We start from the raw sequence: 19,320 nt of genomic DNA, 5'->3' as shown, positions 1-19,320 counted from the left end.
GGTGACACCTTTCTTGGTCGCCGTGGGCGAGTTTGACCTAGCGCGCCCGGAAGATGCGCATGGTCGTGATGACCCCGACAACCAGTGCGGCAGCGAGGACGAGCAGGATGACGGTGTTGCTGAGGCCGGGAATGCTCCCGCCCTCGGTGGCCGCGACCAGCATCTGGTTGTCGACCGGAACGGGTCCTTGACCGGCGGCCGCGGCCGGCGCCGGCGCGGTGGGCAGTGCCGCGTAGTCGACGATGCCGCTGCTCTCCAGCAGGGTCATGTGCGTCATGACGAACTGGTTCGTCTGCTGGGCCAGCTTGCGGACCGAGTCGTTGCGCGTGGTGGCCCGGATCGTCGCGATGGCCGGGAAGATCTTGCCGTGCGCCGACCGGAGGCGGTCGATGAAGATCTGGTCGAACTGGGCCGGCGTGGGGGCCGTCCGCATCTCGTTCAGCCAGGCCTGCTGGTCGCCGTTCGGCTTGTTCGGCAGGCTGATGCCGAGCTTCTTGGCGACCGCGCGGTCCAGGTTGTCGAGCGCCACGTGCTGCTCGGCGATCGACTTGCCGACCTTCACGACCGTCTCGTTCTCGGACTTCTCCTGGGCCATGTTGCCGGCCGGGATCTCCCAGAGCCCGGCGAGCCGGACCTTGATGACGAAGTCCCGGTCGGCGGCGCTGACCACGCCGGCGCCGTTGTCGGTGAGCCCGGTGTTCGGGGGGATGGGGACCTCGTCCTCGGCGTGGGCCACCCCGGCCGGCGTCACCATGAACGCCAGTGCCAGTGCCAGGGTGCCGACAAGCCATCGGGGGACGCGACGGGTCTTCATCAACGACTCCAAACCTCGGTCAGAAGCGATCAGTAGCTGTAGTCGCTGCCGGAGTCCTCGGACTCCTCGGCGCCCGCGTCGTCGTTGGCGGGCGGTGCGACCGGCTTCGAGATCTTCGGGAGGCAGGTGAGGTTCTTGGTGCCTTCGGGGGTGATCACGAACCAGGTGCCGCTGACGTTCTGGCCCTTCCACTGGCCCGGCTTCTTGTCGCCGATGTAGCGGTAGAGCGGCCAGCCCTTGAGGGTCAGCTGCTTGGTGCCGTCCGCGCGGGTGACCGTGCCGACGAGCTTCTGGTCGACGCCGTCCAGTGAGGGCTCACCGTCGTTCGTGAGGGCCGCCGGCCAGATCTCGGCGCAGTCGCCGTCGCAGTTCGACTTGGACGGGTCGTCGCCGTCCTTGTCGAAGCGGTAGAGGACGAAGCCGTCCTGGTCCTGGACCGTCTCGCCCATCTTGGCGACCTTGGTGGCGGTGAGCTGCGTCGTGGTCAGCTCCTCGCTGATCTCCGGGGTGTTCGCCTCGTCGCCGGGAGCGGCCTCGGCGGTGGACTCGGGGTCCGCCTCCGCGGTCGACTCCGGGTCGGCCTCGGCGGTCGCGCCCGGGGACGCGGCGACCTCGTTCGACGCCGGTTCAGCCGCGTTGCCGTAGTCGGCGGCGGGCTGCTGATATCCGGCCGGGGCACAGCCGGGCAGTACGACCACCGCCGCGAGCGCTGCACCGACAACCATCAACTTCCGCTTCTCCGGTACCACTGGCCCTCCAGCTGATTAATGGCTCTGCCATTTCCGGGCAGTAGTACGGAGGGCGCGCGGAGACGGTTGAACATTCGGGTCGATCAAATTGGAGAATTTTCCGTTGAACCATCCGGGCGCGACATACGTATGGTTCTGACCACGGATACGAAAAGGCCCGGTCGCCGATGCGACCGGGCCATAACGCGATCAGACGGTTACGGAACGCGAACGAGGGTCTCCCCCGGGCCGTTCTCGGTGATCTCCTGCACCTGGAGGTGGGCGATGTCCTCACGGGTGGTGCCGGTCACGGCCTGGAGCAGCAGCGGTGACGGGTTCGCCGCGGTCCCCCAGCCCTTGTCGCCGATGTCCCAGCTGGCGAGCAGCTCGGCGGTGCCGTCGGTGCGGACCGCGTAGAGGCCGCACTTCTTCGGTCCGGTGATGTTGGAGACCGCGAACGAGACCTGGGTGCCCCAGTCCTTGGACTCGAGGCCGACCGCCATCGCCACGCCGGTGCGCGCGTCGGTGCCGCTGAACGGCTCGCCGGGCAGCTCGGTGCCGCCGAGGCCGACGCCGTCCGAGTTCGGCAGCGGGTCGAGCTGGCTGCTGGAGCTCTGCGCCCCGGTCTCCGGCGCCTTCGCGTCGTCGCCGAGCCAGGCGCCGCCCGCGAAGAGCGCGCCGATCGAGAGCATCGCGAAGATCACGACGGCGGCCGCGAGCGAGTAGAGCCGGCGGCTGTTCGCCCGGCGGCGCTCGGCACGCACCTCGCCGAGCATGCTGCCGAGCAGCTGACCGTCGCGCTCGGACTGCTCGGCGGCGATCAGCGCCTCCGCGTCGACACCCGAGAGAACGTCGGCGACCTGGACGAACGACTCCAGCTCGTACGCGCACTGCGGGCACTCGATGAGGTGGTCCTCGAACCGCGCGGCGTCGTGGTCGTCGAGCACGCCGAGGGCGTACGACGCGACGTCGTAGTGCTGTTCCTGGGTCATTCCGTCACCCCCCGTTGCTGCAGAGCCGTGCGCAGCGCCCGGAGAGCGTAGTAGACCCGCGACTTGGCCGTCCCGAGCGGGAGGTTCAACGCCTCCGCCGCCTCGGGGACGGTACGGCCACGGAAGTACGTCTCGATCAGGATCTCCCGGTGCGAGTGGCTCAGCTGTCGGAGCGCGTCCGACACCGTCATCGACTGCAGGACCTTGTCGGTCTCGTCGGACGTCGTCGGGAAGCTCTCCAGCTCCCGATCGTACGTCTCGGCGGGGCGCGCGTTGGCGCTGCGGTGTTCGTCGATGGCGATGCGGCGGGCGACCGTGACGAGCCACGGCCGCAGCGACTGCTGGCCCTGCGCGCCGAGCCGGTGCGCGTTGCGCCAGGCCCGCAGCAGGGTCTCCTGCACGATGTCCTCGGCGCGCTGCCGGTCACCGCCGGTCAGCCGCAGCACGAACATCAGCAGCGGTCCCGCGTGCTCTTCGTAGAGCAGCTTGACCAGCGTGTCCTCGTGGCTCGGACTGCTGCTCGGAGCGGCCTCGTGCCGCGGCGCCTGCCGCGGGATCACCGTGCCCTCGTCGCGCGAGTTGCCACCGTCGAGAGCCTGCCACCTACCACCGGAGTGTTGCCGTGCCATCACACGCACCCTCTCCGGCGCGAGCCGATCCTCGGCCACCGCATGCATCGATACCTCCGCCCGGACCTTTCCCCGTCGCCTGAGATACGGCCGGGAAGGGCTGCCGGGATCAATGCCGGCACAAGATTTTCCGGGACACTCGGTCTCAACGGTCCTCCGCTGCGATCGTGGACGTACGGCGCACCGTCTCGGGGATCACCCTCCGTATTGATCCACGCCGATTCGGACACCAGGTAAGGCGGAATGATACTCAGTGACATCGGACCGTAGACATGCCTCTGAGAATAATTCTCCCGTACGCGGGAGAGCGTGATCTCGCAGCGTGAACCTACGATTTCGTAGCGTCGACGAGATTGCGTAACAAGTGGTCAAAGGCACCGTCCGAGAACCGTTCGGGTGACCCCGAAATGCCACTCATACCTTTTCCGGGGTCGACCGTCGGGAGCGCTCCCATTTCCCGATGGTGCTGCTAGGCCGCTTTCGCGCCGGTTAGCCGATCATGCGCCGGACGCGAACTCGTGGTCAACTTCGCGTGTTCTGGAAACGTCGCTGTTCACGAGCACACACCGGTCCCACCAACCGGGACCTGTGATCAAGAAGTGAGACGGGTCCGGGCGGTCTCCCGCGCCAGCGCCCGGTGCAGCACCCGGGCGTCGCCGAGCATCCCGCGCAGCCGCCGCTCCAGCCCGGCGATCGGCACGAGGTTCTGCGGCGCCCTCGGATCCTTGTACGCCGACGACGCGAGCCTCGGCAGCGTCGCCCCGGACAGGTCGGCCAGCTCGATCGCCTGGTCCGGGCTCAGCTCCGGCGAGCACTCCACCCGCACCACACCGGACCACGGCGCGCCGGACGAGCCGGGCAGGCGCAGGTACCACGTCCAGCCGCCGAACACCGACAGAATCTGGAAGACCGGCGTCCGCTGACCGGGCCGCAGCCGGGGTACGACCGCCTGCTGGGCGGCCGGCAGATATTGCTTCTGCTGGGTCTTCACGTACCCGATCGTGCGGGGCAGCTGACGCCGGTTCCGCAGCGGACCGTCCACGATCAGCAGATCGGCCCCGTCCGAGCCGCCGTCCCGGGCCGCCGCCGAGATCTCGATCTCCAGGGCGGTCAGCGGCGGCTGCACGGCGGCCGGCAGCTTGCTCGCCTCCCCGGTGCCGCTGACCCGGTGCACCTCGTAGCGCACCGAGCCGGCGTTGATCTCCTCCATCGACGGGCTGGCCGTGAACAGCCCTCGTGCGACCCTTGCGGCCGCCAACTCGGCCAGCCCACGCCCGAGGTCACAGCGGACCACCCCGGCGGCGTAGGAAGCCGCCAGGCCGGCATAGGAGGTGCCGTCATCCTCCGCGGTCCAGAGCTGCGCGTCGTTGCGGCGCACCCCGTCGACCAGGAACACCACGTCGGGCGCCCGGACCGTGGCCGACACGTCGATCGGCGCCCACTCGGCGGCCGGCACCTCCACCTCGACGTCGACCTGCTGAGCGCTCGACGACGAAGGGCCCTCATCCCCGCCCTCGAACGACGGGCCGTAGGAGGGATCCCACGCGTCCACGTAAATCCCGGTCATAGACCCGACCTCTCGACGTGCGCGGTCCGCGCGTCCTTGTGCACCTCGAACCGGACCGGCACCCGCTCGGCGAGCGCCTGCACGTGGGTGACCAGCCCGACCATCCGGTCGCCCCGGGCCGCCAGGTTCTCCAGCGTCGCGGCGACCACGTCGAGGGTGGCCGCGTCCAGGGTGCCGAAGCCCTCGTCCAGCACGATCGACTCGAGGCTCGCCGCGGTCGTGCTCATCCCGGCCAGCTGTTCGGAGAGCGCCAGCGCCAGCGCCAGCGAGGCCTGGAACGTCTCGCCGCCGGAGAGCGTGCGCACCCCGCGCTTGAGCCCGGCGTCGTGGTGGTCCACGACGAAGAACTCGCCCTTGTCGTGGATCAGCTCGTACTGGCCGTTGGTGAGCTCGCGCAGGATCCCGGAGGCGCCGTCGACCAGCAGGTCCAGCGCCTCCTCGAGCAGCCAGCGCTCGAAGTTGTTGGCCCGCAGGTGGCCGGCGAGCGACTTCGCGACCCGGCTCTGCTGCTGGAGGGCGTTGCGCTGGCCGGCCGCCTCGTCCGCCTGCCGGCGCCGCTCGTCGAGCCGCTGCCAGGCCGCCTCGGCCCGCTCCACCGCGACGGCGGCGGCCCGGATCAGCCCGGCCTCGTCGCCGGAGGAGACGGTGAGGTCGGCCTCGGTGAAGAACGCGACGATCCGGCCGTGCGCGCGGACCGTCGCGGTGTGCGCCGCGTCGACCGCGGCGTCCGCCTCGGCCCGGGCGGTGAGCCGGGCCTCGTGCTCGCCGCGCGCCCAGCCGACCAGGGCCTGCCACGCGCCGGCCAGGTCGTCCCGGTCGGCCGGCGGCGGCACGAACCGGGCCAGGCCGTCGCGGACCGCGTCGAACGAGCGCCACGCCGTCCGCTGCTGCTCCTCGGCGGCACGGACCTCGGCCTGCGCCTTCCGGTGCGCCTCGCGGGCCGCCCGGACGGCCGTGGCGGCGTCCTCGAGCCGGCCTGTGAGCACGCCGAGCTCGGCCAGCCGGGCCCGGACCGCGTCCACGTCGGGCAGGTCGGCGACCGCGGCGCGCACCTCGGCGAGCCGGGACCGGTGATGTTCGTACTGGCCGCGCTTGCGCTCGAGGTCGCTCTCCAGGTTGCGGGCCACGGCGTCGCGCTCCCGCCAGCGGGCCGCCGCCGACTCGGCCGCCGCCTTCGCCGCGTTGCCGGCCGCCTCGGCGAGCCGGACCGCGGACTCCTGCGGCACCTCGGGGACGACCGTGACGGTCTGCTCGCAGACCGGGCACTCGTGGCCGGCCACCAGGTGACCGCGCAGCGCGGCGGCCCGGTCGCGCTGCTGCGCGTCGCGGTAGTCCTGCCGGGCCTGCTCCAGCAGCTGCTGGGCGCCGGTGTTCTCGGCCTGGGCCAGCTCGGCGGCGGCGAGCGCGTCGCGGTATTCCACCTCGGCGACCGACACCTTGCCGGCGAACCAGTCCTCCTGCTCGACCAGGCGCTGGAGCTCGGTGTGCCGGTCGAGCATGAGCCGCAGCGTCCCGGCGTCGCCGGCGGCCGCCAGCTCACCGCGGATCTTCTCCTCGGCCTCCTCGGCGGCGTGCACCTCCTTCGCCGCCTGCTCCGCGGCGGCGCGGGCCGCGGTGGTCGCGCCGGTCGCTTCGTCCAGGTTCCGCGGCGTACGGACGGAGCTCAGTGCCTGCAACTCCCCGTCGATCGTGTCGCGGGCCGCCACGGCGGTCTTCTCGGCCTCGCGGGCGGCGCGGAGCCCCGGGACGGCGCCCTCCACGGCGCGGGTCAGCTCCCGCATCCGTTCCAGCCGGGCCGCCGCCTCCTCCACCGCCTCGGGTGTCGCGTCGGTCAGCGCGCCGAGCTGCTGCTCCACCACGGTGAGCTTGGCCTCCGCGGCCTTGCCCCGCTCGGATGCGCTCACCTGCACCTTCTCGTAGACGTGCAGGCCGAGCAGGTTGACCAGGATCTGCTGGCGGGTGGCCGGCTTCGCGTGCAGGAAGTCGGCGAACTGCCCCTGCGGCAGCACCACGCAGCTGGTGAACTGCTCGTAGGGCAGGCCGACCGCGTCCAGCACGGCGCCGTCCATCTCGGCCGGGGTGCCGGCCAGTGCCTCGCCGAGGTCCTCCAGGTCCATGCCGGTGTCGAGCTTGGTCACGTCGAACCCGGGCGGCATCAGCTGGAGGCCGGCGCCGGCCGTCTTCACGTTGCCCCGGCCGTCGCGGCGCACCACGCGAGTGGCGACGTAGCGGTCCCCGGCCGACTCGAAGCAGAGCCGCACCCGGGCCTCGGCCGCCGAGGGGGCGAGCGCGTTGGCGATCCCCCTGGCGCCGCCCCACCGCGGCACGGTCCCGTAGAGGGCGAAGCAGATCGCGTCGAGCACCGTCGACTTGCCCGAGCCGGTCGGGCCGACCAGGGCGAAGTAGTCGGCGTCGGTGAAGTCCACGGTGGTCGGGTCACGGAACACCGTGAAGCCGGCCATGTCGAGCCTCAGTGGCCTCATTGGTTGCTGCTCACCTCGTCGTACAGCTCGTCGAAGAGCTCGCGGACGCCCTCCTCGGCGTTCCCGCGACTGTCCAGGTAGTCGCCGAAGAGCTCGCGCGGGGAACGGCCGGCCCGCTCCGCCGACCGCTTCTTCGACGTGTCGGGCAGCATGTCCGGGTCGATGCGCACCTCCAGCGCGTTCGGCAGGAGCTCCTGCACGTCCTCGCGGAGGCCCGGGCGGGGCGCCTCCCGGACCAGGACACGCAGCCAGGCGTCCGGAAGGTTCACCGTCTTCAGCTGCTCGAGCGTGCCGCGGACGGTCCGCAGGGTGAGCGCCGAGGTCACCGGCACGTCGCGGACCCGGGCGGCCTGGTCGGCGGAGACGTCGACGATCGCGACCGAGCAGACGTTCTCCTCCTCGCCGAAGTCGACGGCGAGCGGGCTGCCGCTGTAGCGCGTCGGGCACGGCGAGATGATCTGCTGGGTGCGGTGCAGGTGGCCGAGGGCGACGTAGTGCGCGTTCGGCGGGAAGACCGTGGCGGGCACGGCGTAGCCCATGATGGTGTGCGCCTCGCGCTCGCCGCCGCCGGTGCTCGCGCCGACGATGGTGAGGTGCGCGGTCAGCAGGTTGACCACGCCCGGCTCGGCGAACGGCTCGCTCAGCTTCGCGATCAGCCGGGCGACCAGGTCGGCGTAGGTCTGGTTCGCCTCGGCGGCGGAGAGGTCGTACATCTCGGCGGCGCGGATGGCATAGCGCTGCGACAGGAACGGCATCGCCACGAGCCGCCACCGCTCACCGCTCGCGGTCGTCCCCTCGATCAGAAGATCTTTGAGACCCTCCTTCGGGTACGACCCGCGCAGCTCGATGCCGGCGGCGTCGGCCCACGGGCGCAGCGCGTCGAGGGCCGCGCCGTTGTCGTGGTTGCCGCCGATCGCCACGACCCGCGCGCCGGTCTTGCGCAACGCCGAGAGCGCCCGGGTGACGAGCCGGGTCGCGTCGGCCGTCGGCGCCGCGGTGTCGTAGAGGTCACCGGCGACGATCACCAGGTCGGGGCGCTCGGCCTGGGCGATCTCGACCACCTGGGCGAGGACCCGGATGTGCTCCTCTTGCCGGTTGCGGCCCTTCAGGACCTTGCCGACGTGCCAGTCGGAGGTGTGCAGGATGCGCATCGCGAAACCTTAGACCTAGAACGGGATCTCGTCGTCGGAGCCGCCGCCGCTGCCCACGACGGCGAACGGGTCGGCGCCCTGGACGATCGAGCGGAGCGTCTCGGCGGGCGGCGGCCCGGACTCCGACTTGCGGGTGGCCCAGGCCGGGAACGGGAACTCGACGCAGAGCGGGACCGGGATGTCCGGCTGGTTCACGAACATGGTGCCGGGCCGGGCCAGCAGCGCCCGCTGACGCATGGCCGGCGGCAGGAACCCGTATTCCGGGCGGGACGCCTCGGCCGGGTCGAGCCGGCCCACCACCCGGATCGCCGAGTTCGTCACGATCCGGCGCTCCACCTCGCTCGCGGTCTGCTGCGCGCCGATCAGGATCACACCGAGCGACCGACCGCGCTCGGCGATGTCGAGCAGCACCTCCTTGATCGGGGAGGTGCCCTCGCGAGGGGCGTATTTGTTGAGCTCGTCGAGGACCACGAAGAGCAGCGGCCGGCCGGTGCCGGACTTCTCCTTCTCCTCGAACTCGGTCTTCAGCGTCACGCCGACCACGAACCGCTGGGCGCGGTCGGGCAGGTTGTGCAGGTCGACGACGGTGACCTGGGCGCTCGCCGCGGTCTTGATCTGGTGCGGGCGGCGGGACGCGAGGTCGCCGCGGATCAGCCGGGACAGGTCGCGCTTGCTGCCGATCAGCCGGCGGGCGAACGCGTTCACCGTCCCCGTGTTGATCGCGCTGCCGGCCCAGGTGGACCGGGTGTCCTCGTCGGTGAGCTGCTCGACGATGTGGTCGACCAGATCCTGGTAGGAGCTGATCCGCCGGCCGTCGATGCTGATGCCGCCCTCGGCCGGGACCGCGTGCCGGTTCAGATGGGCGGTCACCGAGTGCACCACCATGGTGTATTGCTGGCGCTCGTCGTCGGCGTCGGCGAAGACGTAGGGCAGGAGTTTCTGGTCGCAGAACTCGGCGAGCGTCCAGTAGAACGCGTCGACCCCGGTGAGCCGGCTGCTCACGTCCGGAGCGCCGGAGGAGTCGCCGGCACGGGGTGGGGCGTAGACGCGCACGTCGGGGAATGGGGCCGCCGCCAGGCCCAGGTCGGCGTACGCGGCGGTGGTCTTCTCATCGAGCTTCGTGTTCGGATGGTCGAGGAAGAGCAGGTCCTCGCCCTTGACGTTGAAGATCAACGCGCGGGCGTTGGCGCCGTCCGCGCCCAGCGCGCCGGACCGGAACACCGAGTAGAGCAGGAACGTGGCGAAACTGGTCTTGGTGGCCACGCCGGAGATGCCGGAGATCGACACGTGGGCGCCGCGGGTGCCGTCCAGGAAGTCCGCGTTCAGGAAGACCGGAACCCCGTCCCGGCCGGTGCCCATCGGCACCCGCCGCTCCATCCGGTCGAAGTGCAGCGCCGCGTCCCGCGCCTCGCCGGACGCCCGGTGCACGATCGCGCCGGGCGCGGGCGGGACGTAGAGCTCGGGATCCACCCGGGTCGTGGTGATCTCGGCGGCCTCCTGGACCATGGCCGGCAGCGTGCCGTCGGCGATGGCGAAGACGTCCGAGTCGAACTGGGCGCCCTCGTGCCGCGCGCGGACCTGGGTCACCACGCCCGCGATCGTCACCGGCTCGCGGTCCGGCAGGTCGCGCTGGGTCACCACGACGTCGTCGAGTTGCAGGTAGCTGCCGGGGGCCACGGCCGTCCAGAACTGCAGCGGGGTGGCATCAGCGGTACCGAGAACCCGGCCGACGGGGGAAGTTTCGTCAGACACGGGGATCATGGTGCCTCAGGTGTACGACAAAACGCTCCCTGGATGTGTCGTCCACAACTTCTTGTGTCCATCGAACGAGTTACGCACAAGATCTTGATCAATTGACGGAGGCGCGCCCTGAACCGAACCGATCGCCCCGGATCGGTCAATGGGTATCGACGAGTCCATCCGACACCGCAGAGGCGCTGATGCCGCAATCCCTCCCATCCGCCCCGCCGCAGGCCGGCGACGACGACGTGATCAGACGCTCGGCCGCCGAGCCGGAGGTGTTCGGCGCGATCTTCGATCGGCACGCCGACGCCATCCACGGATATCTGGCGCGCCGGGTCGGCCGGGCCCTCGCCGAGGACCTGACGGCGGAGACCTTCCTGGTCGCCTTCCGCTCCCGGCAACGGTACGACCTGAGCAGGCCGGACGCCCGCCCCTGGCTCTACGGGATCGCCGCCAACCTCATCCGCGGCCGGCAGCGTGACGAGGTACGCCAGTACCGCGCCCTCGCCCGCACCGGCCTCGACCCGGCGGCGGACGGCCCCGCCGACCGGGTGGCCGCCCGGGTCACCGCGGCCGCGCACGTCCGCTCCCTGGCCGCCGTGCTGGCCCGGCTCCCGGTCCGCGAGCGGGAGGTGCTGACCCTGGTCAGCCAGGCCCAGCTCAGCTACCCCGAAGTGGCCCAGGCCCTGAACATCCCGATCGGCACGGTCCGCTCCCGGCTGCACAGCGCCCGGCAGCGGATCCGCCGCGCCCTCCGCGACTTCCCCGAACTCGACCTGGACCTGACGAACGGAGCCGACGAGTGAACGACCTCGACCTGATGGCCCGCTTCCGCGACGACGTCACACCGATGTCCGCCCCGGGCCGGGACCGAGCACGCGCCCGGGTGATGGCCGAGGCGGCCGGAACCGCCGCGACCAGCCGGCCCGCCATCCGATGGACCTGGCGGCTCGCGCCGGTGGGCGTGCTCGCCGCCGCGCTGACCGCTGTGGTCCTGGTGAACCAGTCGTCCGCACCGACGTACGGACCGATCGCCGGGCCGTCCGCCGCGGGCTCCGCGGCGACCGGAGACCACCCGACCGCCTCCGACGTGCTGCTGCTCGCAGCGGCCGAGGCCCGCCGGGCGCCGGTACTGAGCGCGCGCCCCGACCAGTTCGTCTTCACCGAGTCGATCGCGGCGTGGGGCGGCGGCACCACCGAGATGGACGGCACCGAGACCTATCGGGTACCGGTTCCGATGACCCGGCGGATCTGGCAGTCCGTCGACGGCGAGCACGACGGCCTGTTGCGTCAGGTGCCCGTCGACCCGAAGGGCGAGAACCCGCTGCCGGAGCTCGCCGACTCGCCGATCCCGGCCTGCGGCGACCTCCCGAGGGAGGACTGCGGCACGGCCTCGGTCTACCGCACCGATCTGCCCACCGAGGCGACCGCGATGCGCGCCTACATCTACAACCTGGACCGCGGCGGTCAGACCCCCGACTACGGCGCGTTCGAGAACATCGCCGATCAGCTCCGCGAGTCCTACGTGCCGCCGGCGTCGCTCGGCGCTCTCTTCGAGGCGGCTGCCACCATCCCGGGCGTCACCGTCCTGCCGGCCCGGGTGGAACTCGCCGGGCGTACCGGCATCGCCGTGGCCCGCGCCGACGACGGCTTCCGCAAGGAGTTGGTATTCGACCCGGAAACCTACGAATACCTGGGCGAACGTCTCGTAGCGGTGCGCACGACAGGCCTTGGCGAACCGGCCGGAACGGTCGCTGGATACACGGCCCAGCTCCGGGTAGCCGTCGTCGACAAGCCCGGCCAACTCCCCTGACCCACCGTGCGTGTGGACTTCCGGCGCGAACCGGACCCCCACTCCACACGCACAGCCGAATCCCCAGCCGCGTGTCGACTTCGGGCGCGCAGCGAACCTCAAGTCCACACGTGCCGCCGGTCTCGCGTCGTGTGTCGCGTTGGGGCTGCCACCCGGAGTACGTCTAGCCGCGCCGGGCGTACCTCAGGAAGAGCATGTCCTCGCGCGTCAGCACATGGCTCAATCCCATCCGGCGCGCCGGGCCGTCCGGGCCGTGGGCGATCCGGCCGGCGCCACCTCCGACCAGCAGCGGAGCGACGGTGAGGCAGAGCTCGTCGACCAGGTCGGCGGCTATCAGAGCGCCCAGCAGGCCGGGGCCGCCCTCGCAGAGCAGCTGGGTCGCGCCTCGGTCGTGCAATGCCCGCAGTCCGGCTGCCAGGTCGACCTCCCGGTCACCGGCCTCGATCACCTCGGCCACGTCCCGGATCGGCGATCGGGGAGCGGCGCGGTGGGTCAGCAGGATCGGGCGGCGTGGGGCGTCCGAGAAGATCAGCTGCTGCGGGTCCAGGTCGAGGCTTCCGGAGACGATCACCATGAGCGGGAACTCGGGCAGGCCCGCGGCGAGCCGCCACTCCCGCGCCTCCGGGGTGAGCCGCAGCGCGTCGTAGTTCTCCGCGCGCACCGTGCCGGCCGCCACGATCAGGGCGTCGCAGACCGTGCGCAGCGAGTCGAAGATCTCCTTGTCGCCCGGGCCCTGGAGGCCGGCCGAGAGGCCGTCGACAGTGACCGCGCCGTCCGCGCTGGCGATGAAGTTGACCCGCAGGGTGGGCGCCGGGTTGCGGGGATAGAGCTCGAGGAGCGACGCCGGCCAGGTGTGCGACGCGGTCACGGGCCGGGTGGTCCGGTCACCGGCGGCGTCGGCTCGATCTCACGGTGCTGGCAGTCGCACCAGGATCCGCCCCTGCAGTCGTCGTGCCGCCGATCCCGGCACGCCTGGCAAATCATGCGTCCGACGATAAACCCTGCATCTTGACGGACGGGACACGGCTGCGCAATCGGTCCGAAACGCCCGGTAGGCACGCTGTTCCCAGGACGGCGTCACCGGCCGTTCGCGACGGGAGGAGTTTCATGTTGCTGCGGGTACGAGTCACCCTGCCGGACCGTCCCGGTGCCCTCGGACAGGTCGCGCGCACCCTCGGGGTGGCCGGCGCCGACATCGTCCAGGTCGTGGTGCTGGAGCGGCTCGGCGGCCGGGCCGTCGACGACTTCACCGTCGTCTGGCCGGGCGCGTCCCGGGTCGACCGCCTCCTCGCCGGTCTCGCCGCCATACCCGGAGTGCAGGTCGACGGGGTGTGGAAGGCCATCGGAGCCCCCGTGCACGGCGGCCACGACGCCGAACTCCTCGCCCAGGTCGCCGCCAACCCGGCCGACGGGCTCGCCACCCTGGTCGACGCGGTCCCCGGCCTGCTCGCCGCGGACTGGGCCGCCGCCGCGGTGGTCTCCCCCGACTGGGCGTCGCGCAGCGGCTCCGGCGGCGTCGCGAGCGAGCCGCGGGTGGTCTACGCGAGCTGGAGGGCGCCCTCCCCGCTGCACCTTCCCGAGGTCACCCCGCTGCGGGCGCGCCCGTTCGCCGAGCCGGGTGGAGCGCGGTACGCCGTGGCCCCGTTCGGCCGGGGCGGGCTCGTGCTGGTCGTGGCCCGCACCGACGAGGACGACCTGCCGGCCGCCGCCTTCCACATCACCGAGGTGGACCGGATCGCGCAGCTGGTCCGGGCCGCCGCCGTGATCCTCGGCGACCGGCTGGAAGCTCCGGTCGCCGACCACGCGGTGTGACCATCGTGACGTCGTGTGATCGTTCTAACGCGGAAATAGCAGGTAAAGCAATATCCGGGTAACAACGCCGGGGCACCCTTGATGGCGGAGCACGAGTGACCGATACGCCGAAAGGAGTGCCCCGCATGGCGTTGTGGCGGATCAGGGCCACGGTCGACGACCGTCCCGGCTACCTTTCCGTGCTGACCGCGAGCCTCGCGCTGCGGTCGGTCAACATCCTCGCGGTCCAGGTGCACACCACCGAGGAGGGCGCGGTCGACGACTTCCTCGTGGACGCGCCCGACACCCTCGGCGAGGCCGGGATCATGGCCGCCGTGCTCAAGGGCCGCGGCCGGGACGCGTTCGTGACCCGGGCCGAGGCGCAGGGGCTGGCCGACCAGCCGACCCGGGCGCTGGCGCTGGCCGGCCGCCTCGTGCACGAGCCGGACACGCTCGGCGAGACGCTGGTGGCGCTGCTCGACGCGACCGAGGTGCGGTGGCGCCCCGGCACGGTCACCGAGCCGGCCGGCTTCCACGGTGGACGGATGACGCTGGCCGACCCGGCCGGCGGCTCCTACGAGGTGCTGCGCGCCCTGCCCGCCTTCACCCCGGCCGAGTACGCCCGGGCGCAGGCCCTGGTCGAGATCGCCGGTGCGGTGGTCCGGCAGCAGCGGGAACACGTCACCCTGCTGCTGGCCGACGGCGCCGAACTGGTGCTCCGCCCGGCCACCAAGGACGACCTCCCGGCGGTCCGCGAGCTGCACGAGAACTGCTCGGCGACGACGCTGCGGCACCGCTACCTGGGCGGCTCGGTTCCCGGCGACGGCCGCCTCGGCCGGCTGCTCGAACCGGCCGGCGGCGTCACGCTGCTCGCCACCACCCCGGCCGGCGCCGTGGTCGCGATGGCGAACCTGATCACCGAGGGCGATCTCGCCGAGGTCGCCCTGCTCGTCGAGGACGACTGGCAGCGGCGCGGCCTCGGCACCGCCCTGCTGCGTCGGCTCCACTCGCACGCCGAGCGCTCCGGCTTCGCGGCCGTGGTGGCGCATACCGGCGCCGGCAACGTGGCGATGCTGCGCACCCTGCGCCGGCTCGGCGCCGGGTCGATCGAGCGGGACGGCGCGCTGGTCAGCGTCACCGTGCCGGCGGCCGGACGGCCGGTCGGCGACGAGACTCCTGCGACCTCCGGGTAGCGGGTGAGAGGGGTGGCGGGCTCTGGTTCAGAGCCCGCCACCCAAGGGTTCGTCGCTTCGCGCCGAACCTGACAGGAGTCGTGGCTGAGCCCGGCCTCAGCCCCGGCGCGCGCCGTGCTCGACGCAGGTCGCCGTCCAGCCGGTGGGGACGACCTGCACCTTCATCCGGCGGCGGCAGTGCGGGCAGAACCGTGGCGGCTCCAGCTCCCGCGCCGCCGCGCAGGCCGTGTGATCCCCTTCCGCGGCCGGGAACCCACACCGGTCGCAGAACATCAGAACGTCGCCGACAACGACTTGACCGGCATCTTCAGGTCCTGCAGCAGCTCCAGGTCGGCCGTGGCCGGGCGGCCCAGCGTCGTCAGGTAGTTGCCGACGATCACGGCGTTGATCCCACCCAGGAGGCCTTCCCGCGTTCCCAGGTCACCCAGCGTGATCTCGCGGCCCCCGGCGTACCGAAGAATGGTTTTCGGCATCGCCAGCCGGAAGGCGGCGATGGCGCGCAAGGCATCCTTGCCCTCCACCACAGGCCGGTCACCCAGAGGCGTGCCGGGCCGCGGGTTCAGGAAGTTGAGCGGGACCTCGTGCGGGTCGAGCTCGGCCAGCTGGGCCGCGAACTCGGCGCGCTGCTCGACCGTCTCGCCGAGTCCCAGGATGCCGCCGCAGCAGACCTCCATGCCGGAGTCGCGCACCATCTTCAGCGTGCTCCAGCGCTCCTCCCACGAGTGCGTGGTGACCACGTTCGGGAAGTAGGACTCGCACGTCTCGAGGTTGTGGTTGTAGCGGTGCACGCCCATCTCGACCAGCTCGTCGACCTGCTCCTGGGTGAGCATGCCGAGGCTCGCCGCGACCTGGATGTCGACCGCTTCCTTGATCGCCTTGACGCCGGCCCGCATCTGCTCCATGAGCCGCTTGTCCGGGCCACGGACGGCGGCCACGATGCAGAACTCCGTCGCGCCGGTCGCCGCGGTCTGCTTCGCCGCCTCCACGAGAGAGGGAATGTCCAGCCACACCGCACGGACGGGGGACGCGAAGAGTCCCGACTGCGAGCAGAAGTGACAGTCCTCGGGGCATCCACCCGTCTTCAGCGAGACGATGCCCTCCACCTCGACCTCGGGACCACACCATTTCATGCGTACGTCGTGTGCCAGCTGCAACAACGCCGGAATGTCCTCGTCGGGCAGACGGAGGACCTCGAGGATCTCCGATTCGCTGAGGCCGGCGCCTTCGTCGAGAACCCGGGTCCGGGCCCGGTCGAGGATGTCTGGCATGCCCGTACCCTACAGAGTTCCCGGCCCGGACAGGACTGTCGGTGGTGGGTGGTAGTTTCCGGTTCTCGTGATCTCTGGGGGTGTCTTGGCCGGCTGGTTGGAGGCGATCGATCGCCTGGCCCGCGAGCGGGCCAAGGCGGGGCTCACCCGTCAGTTGCGCCCCCGGGAGGCCGGCGACCCCGTCGTCGACCTCGCCGGCAACGACTATCTCGGCCTCTCGGCCCACCCCGGCGTGGTGGCCGCCGCCGCTTCGGCGCTGACCGCCTACGGGCTCGGCGCCACCGGTTCCCGGCTGGTCCGCGGCACCACGGGCGTCCACGCCGAGCTGGAGTCCGCGCTGGCGCGCTGGCTCGGCGCCGAGAGCGCGCTGGTCTTCTCCTCGGGCTACCTCGCGAACCTCGCGGTCGTCCGGGCCGCCGGCGCGGTGGCCGACCTGGTCGTCTCCGATGCCTACAACCACGCCTCGCTCATCGACGGCTGCAAGATCTCCGGCATCCCGGTGAAGGTGGCGCCGCACAACGATCCGCAGGCCGTCGCCGCCATCCTCGACGCCCACCGGGCCGCCGCGACCTCGTCCTCCGCCTTGACGTCGTCCTCGGCCGCGAGCTCGTCCTCCGCCGCGAGCTCGTCCTCCGCGACCTCGTCCTCCGCCGCGAACTCGTCCTCCGCCGTGCCCTCGGCCGCGTCCGGGGCCGGCGAGGGCTCGTTGAAGCGTGGCCGGGCCGTCGTCGTGACCGAGTCGGTGTTCTCGGTCGACGGGGATCTGGCACCGCTGGCCGAGCTGCACGCCGTGACGTCGGCGCGGGGTGCGTTGCTGATCGTCGACGATGCGCACGGTCTCGGCCTGCTCGGGCCGTCCGGCGCCGGGGGCGTGGCCGCGGCCGGGCTCGCCGGGGCGCCCGACGTGCTGGTGACGGCCACCCTCTCCAAGTCGCTGGGCGGCGCCGGCGGGGTGATCGCCGGGCCGGCCGCGTTCATCGCACACCTGGTCGACACCGGGCGCACGTTCATCTACGACACCGCGCCGCCGCCCTCCGTGGCGGCCGGGGTGCTGGCCGCCCTGCGGGTGGCGTCCGCCGCCGACGACCGCCGCGCGATCCTGGCCCGGCGCGGCGCCGCGCTCGCCGGGAGGCTGCGCGAGGCCGGCTTCGACGTCCGCGACCCGGCCGCCGGCGTCCTCTCGGTGCGGGCGCCCGGCCCGGAAGCGGCGGTCACCTGGGCCGCCGACTGCCGCGACCGAGGAGTAGCGGTGGGCTGCTTCCGGCCGCCCTCGACACCGGACGGGAGCTCCCGCCTCCGGCTGACCTTGAACGCGGGCGTCGACGAGGCGGATTTCGCCCACGCCCTGAACGTGATCGTGGAGTGCGCGCCATGACTGCCGATCCCCCTGCCGGTACCCCCTATTCCAGGCTCTCCCTGGTTCCCCCGCCGTCCGGGCGGGACGGCCACCCCCTCCCGGTGCCACCACCCTCCGACCGCGATGCCCTGGTTCTGCTGCCCGCCCGCGACTCGGACGGCCGGGCCGTGCCGCCCCTGCGCGAGCGGGACGCGCACAGCCTGCCGACCGTGCCGGCCCGCCCTCGGGACGGCCGGGGCCTGCCCTTGCTGCGCGAGCCGGACCGGCCGAGGCACGATCTCTCGTCGGCTCCCCAGCGGCGTGACTTCGGCGGCGGACGCGGCCTGCCGGTCGCTCCCGCGCGGCGCGAGGAGCGGGGCGGGCACCGGATGCCGGTCATACCCCAGCGGCGTGAGCAGCGCGGCGGGCACGGCCTTCCGGATGCGGCGCCGGCGCGGGAGCGTGCCGGGCTGGGCCGCGGGGACGATCCTCTGCACGCGCACGGCGGAGGGCAGGCCGCGCCCTCGGGCCTGGAGATGAGCACGGCGAGCAGCCCCGCCGTCGATCCGGAGACGATGCCGAGCCCGGAATCCCGGCCGGGGACGGCTCCTGCGGCGGATCCGGACGTCCCTGAGGTGAGTCCGGACGTCCCCGAGGTGAGTCCGGACGTCCCTGAGGTGGGTCCGGACGTTCCCGAGGTGGGTCCGGACGTTCCCGAGGTGAGTCCGGACGTTCCCAAGGTGGATCCGAGCCCCGGCGCCGGGGACGGGCCGGAAACGGTCACTGCCGAGCCGATCGCCGAGACCGATGTCGACGGTGAGGCTCTGGTCGCTGAGATCGACGACGAACTGGCTGCCCAGGCCGGTGAGACCGAGCCTGCACGGGCGCGCGTCGACTCTCCTGAGTGGCACGGGATCGTGTTGGTGACCGGTACCGACACCGAGGTGGGCAAGACCGTCGCCACCGCGGCGATGGCCGCCGCGGCCCAGGCCGCCGGGCTGCGGGTCGCTGTGATCAAACCCGGTCAGACGGGGATCGCCACGAGTGCGCCCACCGATGCCGACGTGATCAACAGGCTGGCCGGGCCGGAGACCGTGCGGACGCTCGCCGAATATCCGGAGCCGCTCGCGCCGCTCGCCGCCGCGAAGGTGGCCGGGATGCCGGCGCTCGACCTGTTCGACGTGGTGGACGCGATCCGGGCGGAGGCCGACAAGCACGACCTCGTGCTGGTCGAGGGCGCGGGCGGGCTGCTCGTGCCGATGGGGCTGCGGCCGGGCGGGGAGCCGTGGACGTTCGCCGATCTGGCGACCACCCTCGGCGCCAACGTGATCGTGGTGGCCCGGGCCGGGCTGGGGACGCTCAACCACACGGCGCTGACGCTGGAGGCGTTGCACCGGCGAGGGGTGTACGCCCGGGTGATCCTCGGCGCCTGGCCGGCCGAGCCCGAGCTGGTGCACTGGGCCAACCTCGGTGAGCTGGTGCCCCATCTGGTGGGCGCGCTGCCGTCGGGTGCGGGGTCGATGGATCCCGGCGTGTTCCGGCGTTCGGCGCCGGGGTGGCTCACGCCCGCGCTGCACGGCGTCCTCGACAACTGGCGGGTGTGGGCGGAGGAAGCCGGCTAGGCCATGCCCGGCCACCGACGCGGAGGAACCCGGCCGAGAGGGCGCGCCGGCCACGATGCGGAGCAAGCCGCCCGAGAGCGCGCCGGCCACGATGCGAAGAAAGCCGCCCGAGAGCGCGCCGGCCACGATGCGGAAGAGGCCGGGCGAAAGCACGCCGGCCGCGATTTCGGCGACCTGGGGAGGAAGCGGG

At 72.3% G+C, this 19,320-nt stretch carries 16 protein-coding genes; 6 read left to right on the top strand and 10 right to left on the bottom strand.

Annotated features, from left to right (window positions below; translation table 11 throughout):
- Window positions 1–37 precede the first annotated feature (37 nt).
- The 8 genes from AB0G10_RS04550 to AB0G10_RS04515 form a co-directional block, all read right to left on the bottom strand.
- Window positions 38–814, bottom strand: a complete 777-nt coding sequence (locus AB0G10_RS04550; RefSeq protein ID WP_360916372.1) for a DUF4142 domain-containing protein — start codon at window positions 812–814, stop codon at window positions 38–40.
- A 29-nt stretch (window positions 815–843) separates the two neighbouring features.
- A complete protein-coding gene (locus AB0G10_RS04545; RefSeq protein WP_360916369.1) occupies window positions 844–1,539 on the bottom strand; it encodes a hypothetical protein in 696 nt (231 codons plus the stop codon).
- Between the two features lie 221 nt (window positions 1,540–1,760).
- Window positions 1,761–2,534 (bottom strand): zf-HC2 domain-containing protein, encoded by a 774-nt coding sequence (locus tag AB0G10_RS04540; RefSeq protein ID WP_360916366.1) that lies wholly within the window; start codon window positions 2,532–2,534, stop codon window positions 1,761–1,763.
- Entirely contained in the window at window positions 2,531–3,211 is a 681-nt protein-coding gene (locus tag AB0G10_RS04535; protein WP_360916363.1) for a sigma-70 family RNA polymerase sigma factor, read from the bottom strand. The genes AB0G10_RS04540 and AB0G10_RS04535 overlap by 4 nt, the downstream gene beginning before the upstream one ends.
- Before the next feature lie 544 nt (window positions 3,212–3,755).
- Window positions 3,756–4,730 (bottom strand): hypothetical protein, encoded by a 975-nt coding sequence (locus tag AB0G10_RS04530; protein ID WP_360916360.1) that lies wholly within the window; start codon window positions 4,728–4,730, stop codon window positions 3,756–3,758.
- Window positions 4,727–7,213, bottom strand: coding sequence for an SMC family ATPase (locus AB0G10_RS04525; protein ID WP_360916357.1), 2,487 nt, complete (start codon window positions 7,211–7,213; stop codon window positions 4,727–4,729). The genes AB0G10_RS04530 and AB0G10_RS04525 overlap by 4 nt, the downstream gene beginning before the upstream one ends.
- The gene (locus AB0G10_RS04520; RefSeq protein WP_360916354.1) at window positions 7,210–8,364 is read right to left on the bottom strand and encodes an exonuclease SbcCD subunit D; all 1,155 of its coding nucleotides are present in this window, start codon (window positions 8,362–8,364) and stop codon (window positions 7,210–7,212) included. Before AB0G10_RS04520 ends, AB0G10_RS04525 begins: the two co-directional genes overlap by 4 nt.
- Window positions 8,365–8,379: 15 nt before the next feature.
- Window positions 8,380–10,125, bottom strand: coding sequence for an ATP-binding protein (locus tag AB0G10_RS04515; RefSeq protein WP_360916351.1), 1,746 nt, complete (start codon window positions 10,123–10,125; stop codon window positions 8,380–8,382).
- Window positions 10,126–10,304: 179 nt separating this feature from the next.
- Between AB0G10_RS04515 and AB0G10_RS04510 the strand changes: the two genes are divergently transcribed.
- A complete protein-coding gene (locus tag AB0G10_RS04510; RefSeq protein ID WP_360916348.1) occupies window positions 10,305–10,913 on the top strand; it encodes a sigma-70 family RNA polymerase sigma factor in 609 nt (202 codons plus the stop codon).
- Entirely contained in the window at window positions 10,910–11,920 is a 1,011-nt protein-coding gene (locus AB0G10_RS04505) for a CU044_5270 family protein (RefSeq protein ID WP_360916345.1), read from the top strand. The genes AB0G10_RS04510 and AB0G10_RS04505 overlap by 4 nt, the downstream gene beginning before the upstream one ends.
- Before the next feature lie 163 nt (window positions 11,921–12,083).
- Here AB0G10_RS04505 and AB0G10_RS04500 read toward each other — a convergent pair whose 3' ends face one another.
- Entirely contained in the window at window positions 12,084–12,788 is a 705-nt protein-coding gene (locus AB0G10_RS04500; protein ID WP_360916342.1) for a pyrimidine reductase family protein, read from the bottom strand.
- A 239-nt stretch (window positions 12,789–13,027) separates the two neighbouring features.
- Here AB0G10_RS04500 and AB0G10_RS04495 point away from each other — a divergent pair, with 239 nt between their 5' ends.
- Window positions 13,028–13,732 (top strand): amino acid-binding protein, encoded by a 705-nt coding sequence (locus tag AB0G10_RS04495; RefSeq protein ID WP_360916339.1) that lies wholly within the window; start codon window positions 13,028–13,030, stop codon window positions 13,730–13,732.
- A 125-nt stretch (window positions 13,733–13,857) separates the two neighbouring features.
- Window positions 13,858–14,904, top strand: a complete 1,047-nt coding sequence (locus AB0G10_RS04490; RefSeq protein WP_360916336.1) for a GNAT family N-acetyltransferase — start codon at window positions 13,858–13,860, stop codon at window positions 14,902–14,904.
- 272 nt (window positions 14,905–15,176) lie between these two features.
- Here the strand turns inward: AB0G10_RS04490 and bioB are convergent, their stop codons facing one another.
- Window positions 15,177–16,172 carry a biotin synthase BioB gene (bioB, locus tag AB0G10_RS04485; protein WP_360916333.1) on the bottom strand — a complete coding sequence of 332 codons (996 nt, stop codon included), beginning with the start codon at window positions 16,170–16,172 and terminating at the stop codon, window positions 15,177–15,179.
- An 85-nt stretch (window positions 16,173–16,257) separates the two neighbouring features.
- Between bioB and AB0G10_RS04480 the strand changes: the two genes are divergently transcribed.
- Together AB0G10_RS04480 and bioD are read left to right on the top strand one after the other, a co-directional pair.
- Window positions 16,258–17,547 (top strand): 8-amino-7-oxononanoate synthase, encoded by a 1,290-nt coding sequence (locus tag AB0G10_RS04480; RefSeq protein WP_360916330.1) that lies wholly within the window; start codon window positions 16,258–16,260, stop codon window positions 17,545–17,547.
- Window positions 17,548–18,356: 809 nt separating this feature from the next.
- Window positions 18,357–19,130 carry a dethiobiotin synthase gene (gene bioD, locus AB0G10_RS04475; protein ID WP_360917960.1) on the top strand — a complete coding sequence of 258 codons (774 nt, stop codon included), beginning with the start codon at window positions 18,357–18,359 and terminating at the stop codon, window positions 19,128–19,130.
- The last annotated feature ends 190 nt before the right edge of the window (window positions 19,131–19,320 follow it).

Origin of the sequence: Actinoplanes sp. NPDC023714 (assembly GCF_040639855.1) — a bacterium.
Taxonomy (GTDB): Bacteria; Actinomycetota; Actinomycetes; order Mycobacteriales; family Micromonosporaceae; genus Actinoplanes.
The sequence above is the reverse complement of the archived record's forward strand: the minus strand, read 5'-3'. Positions and strand labels throughout refer to the sequence as shown.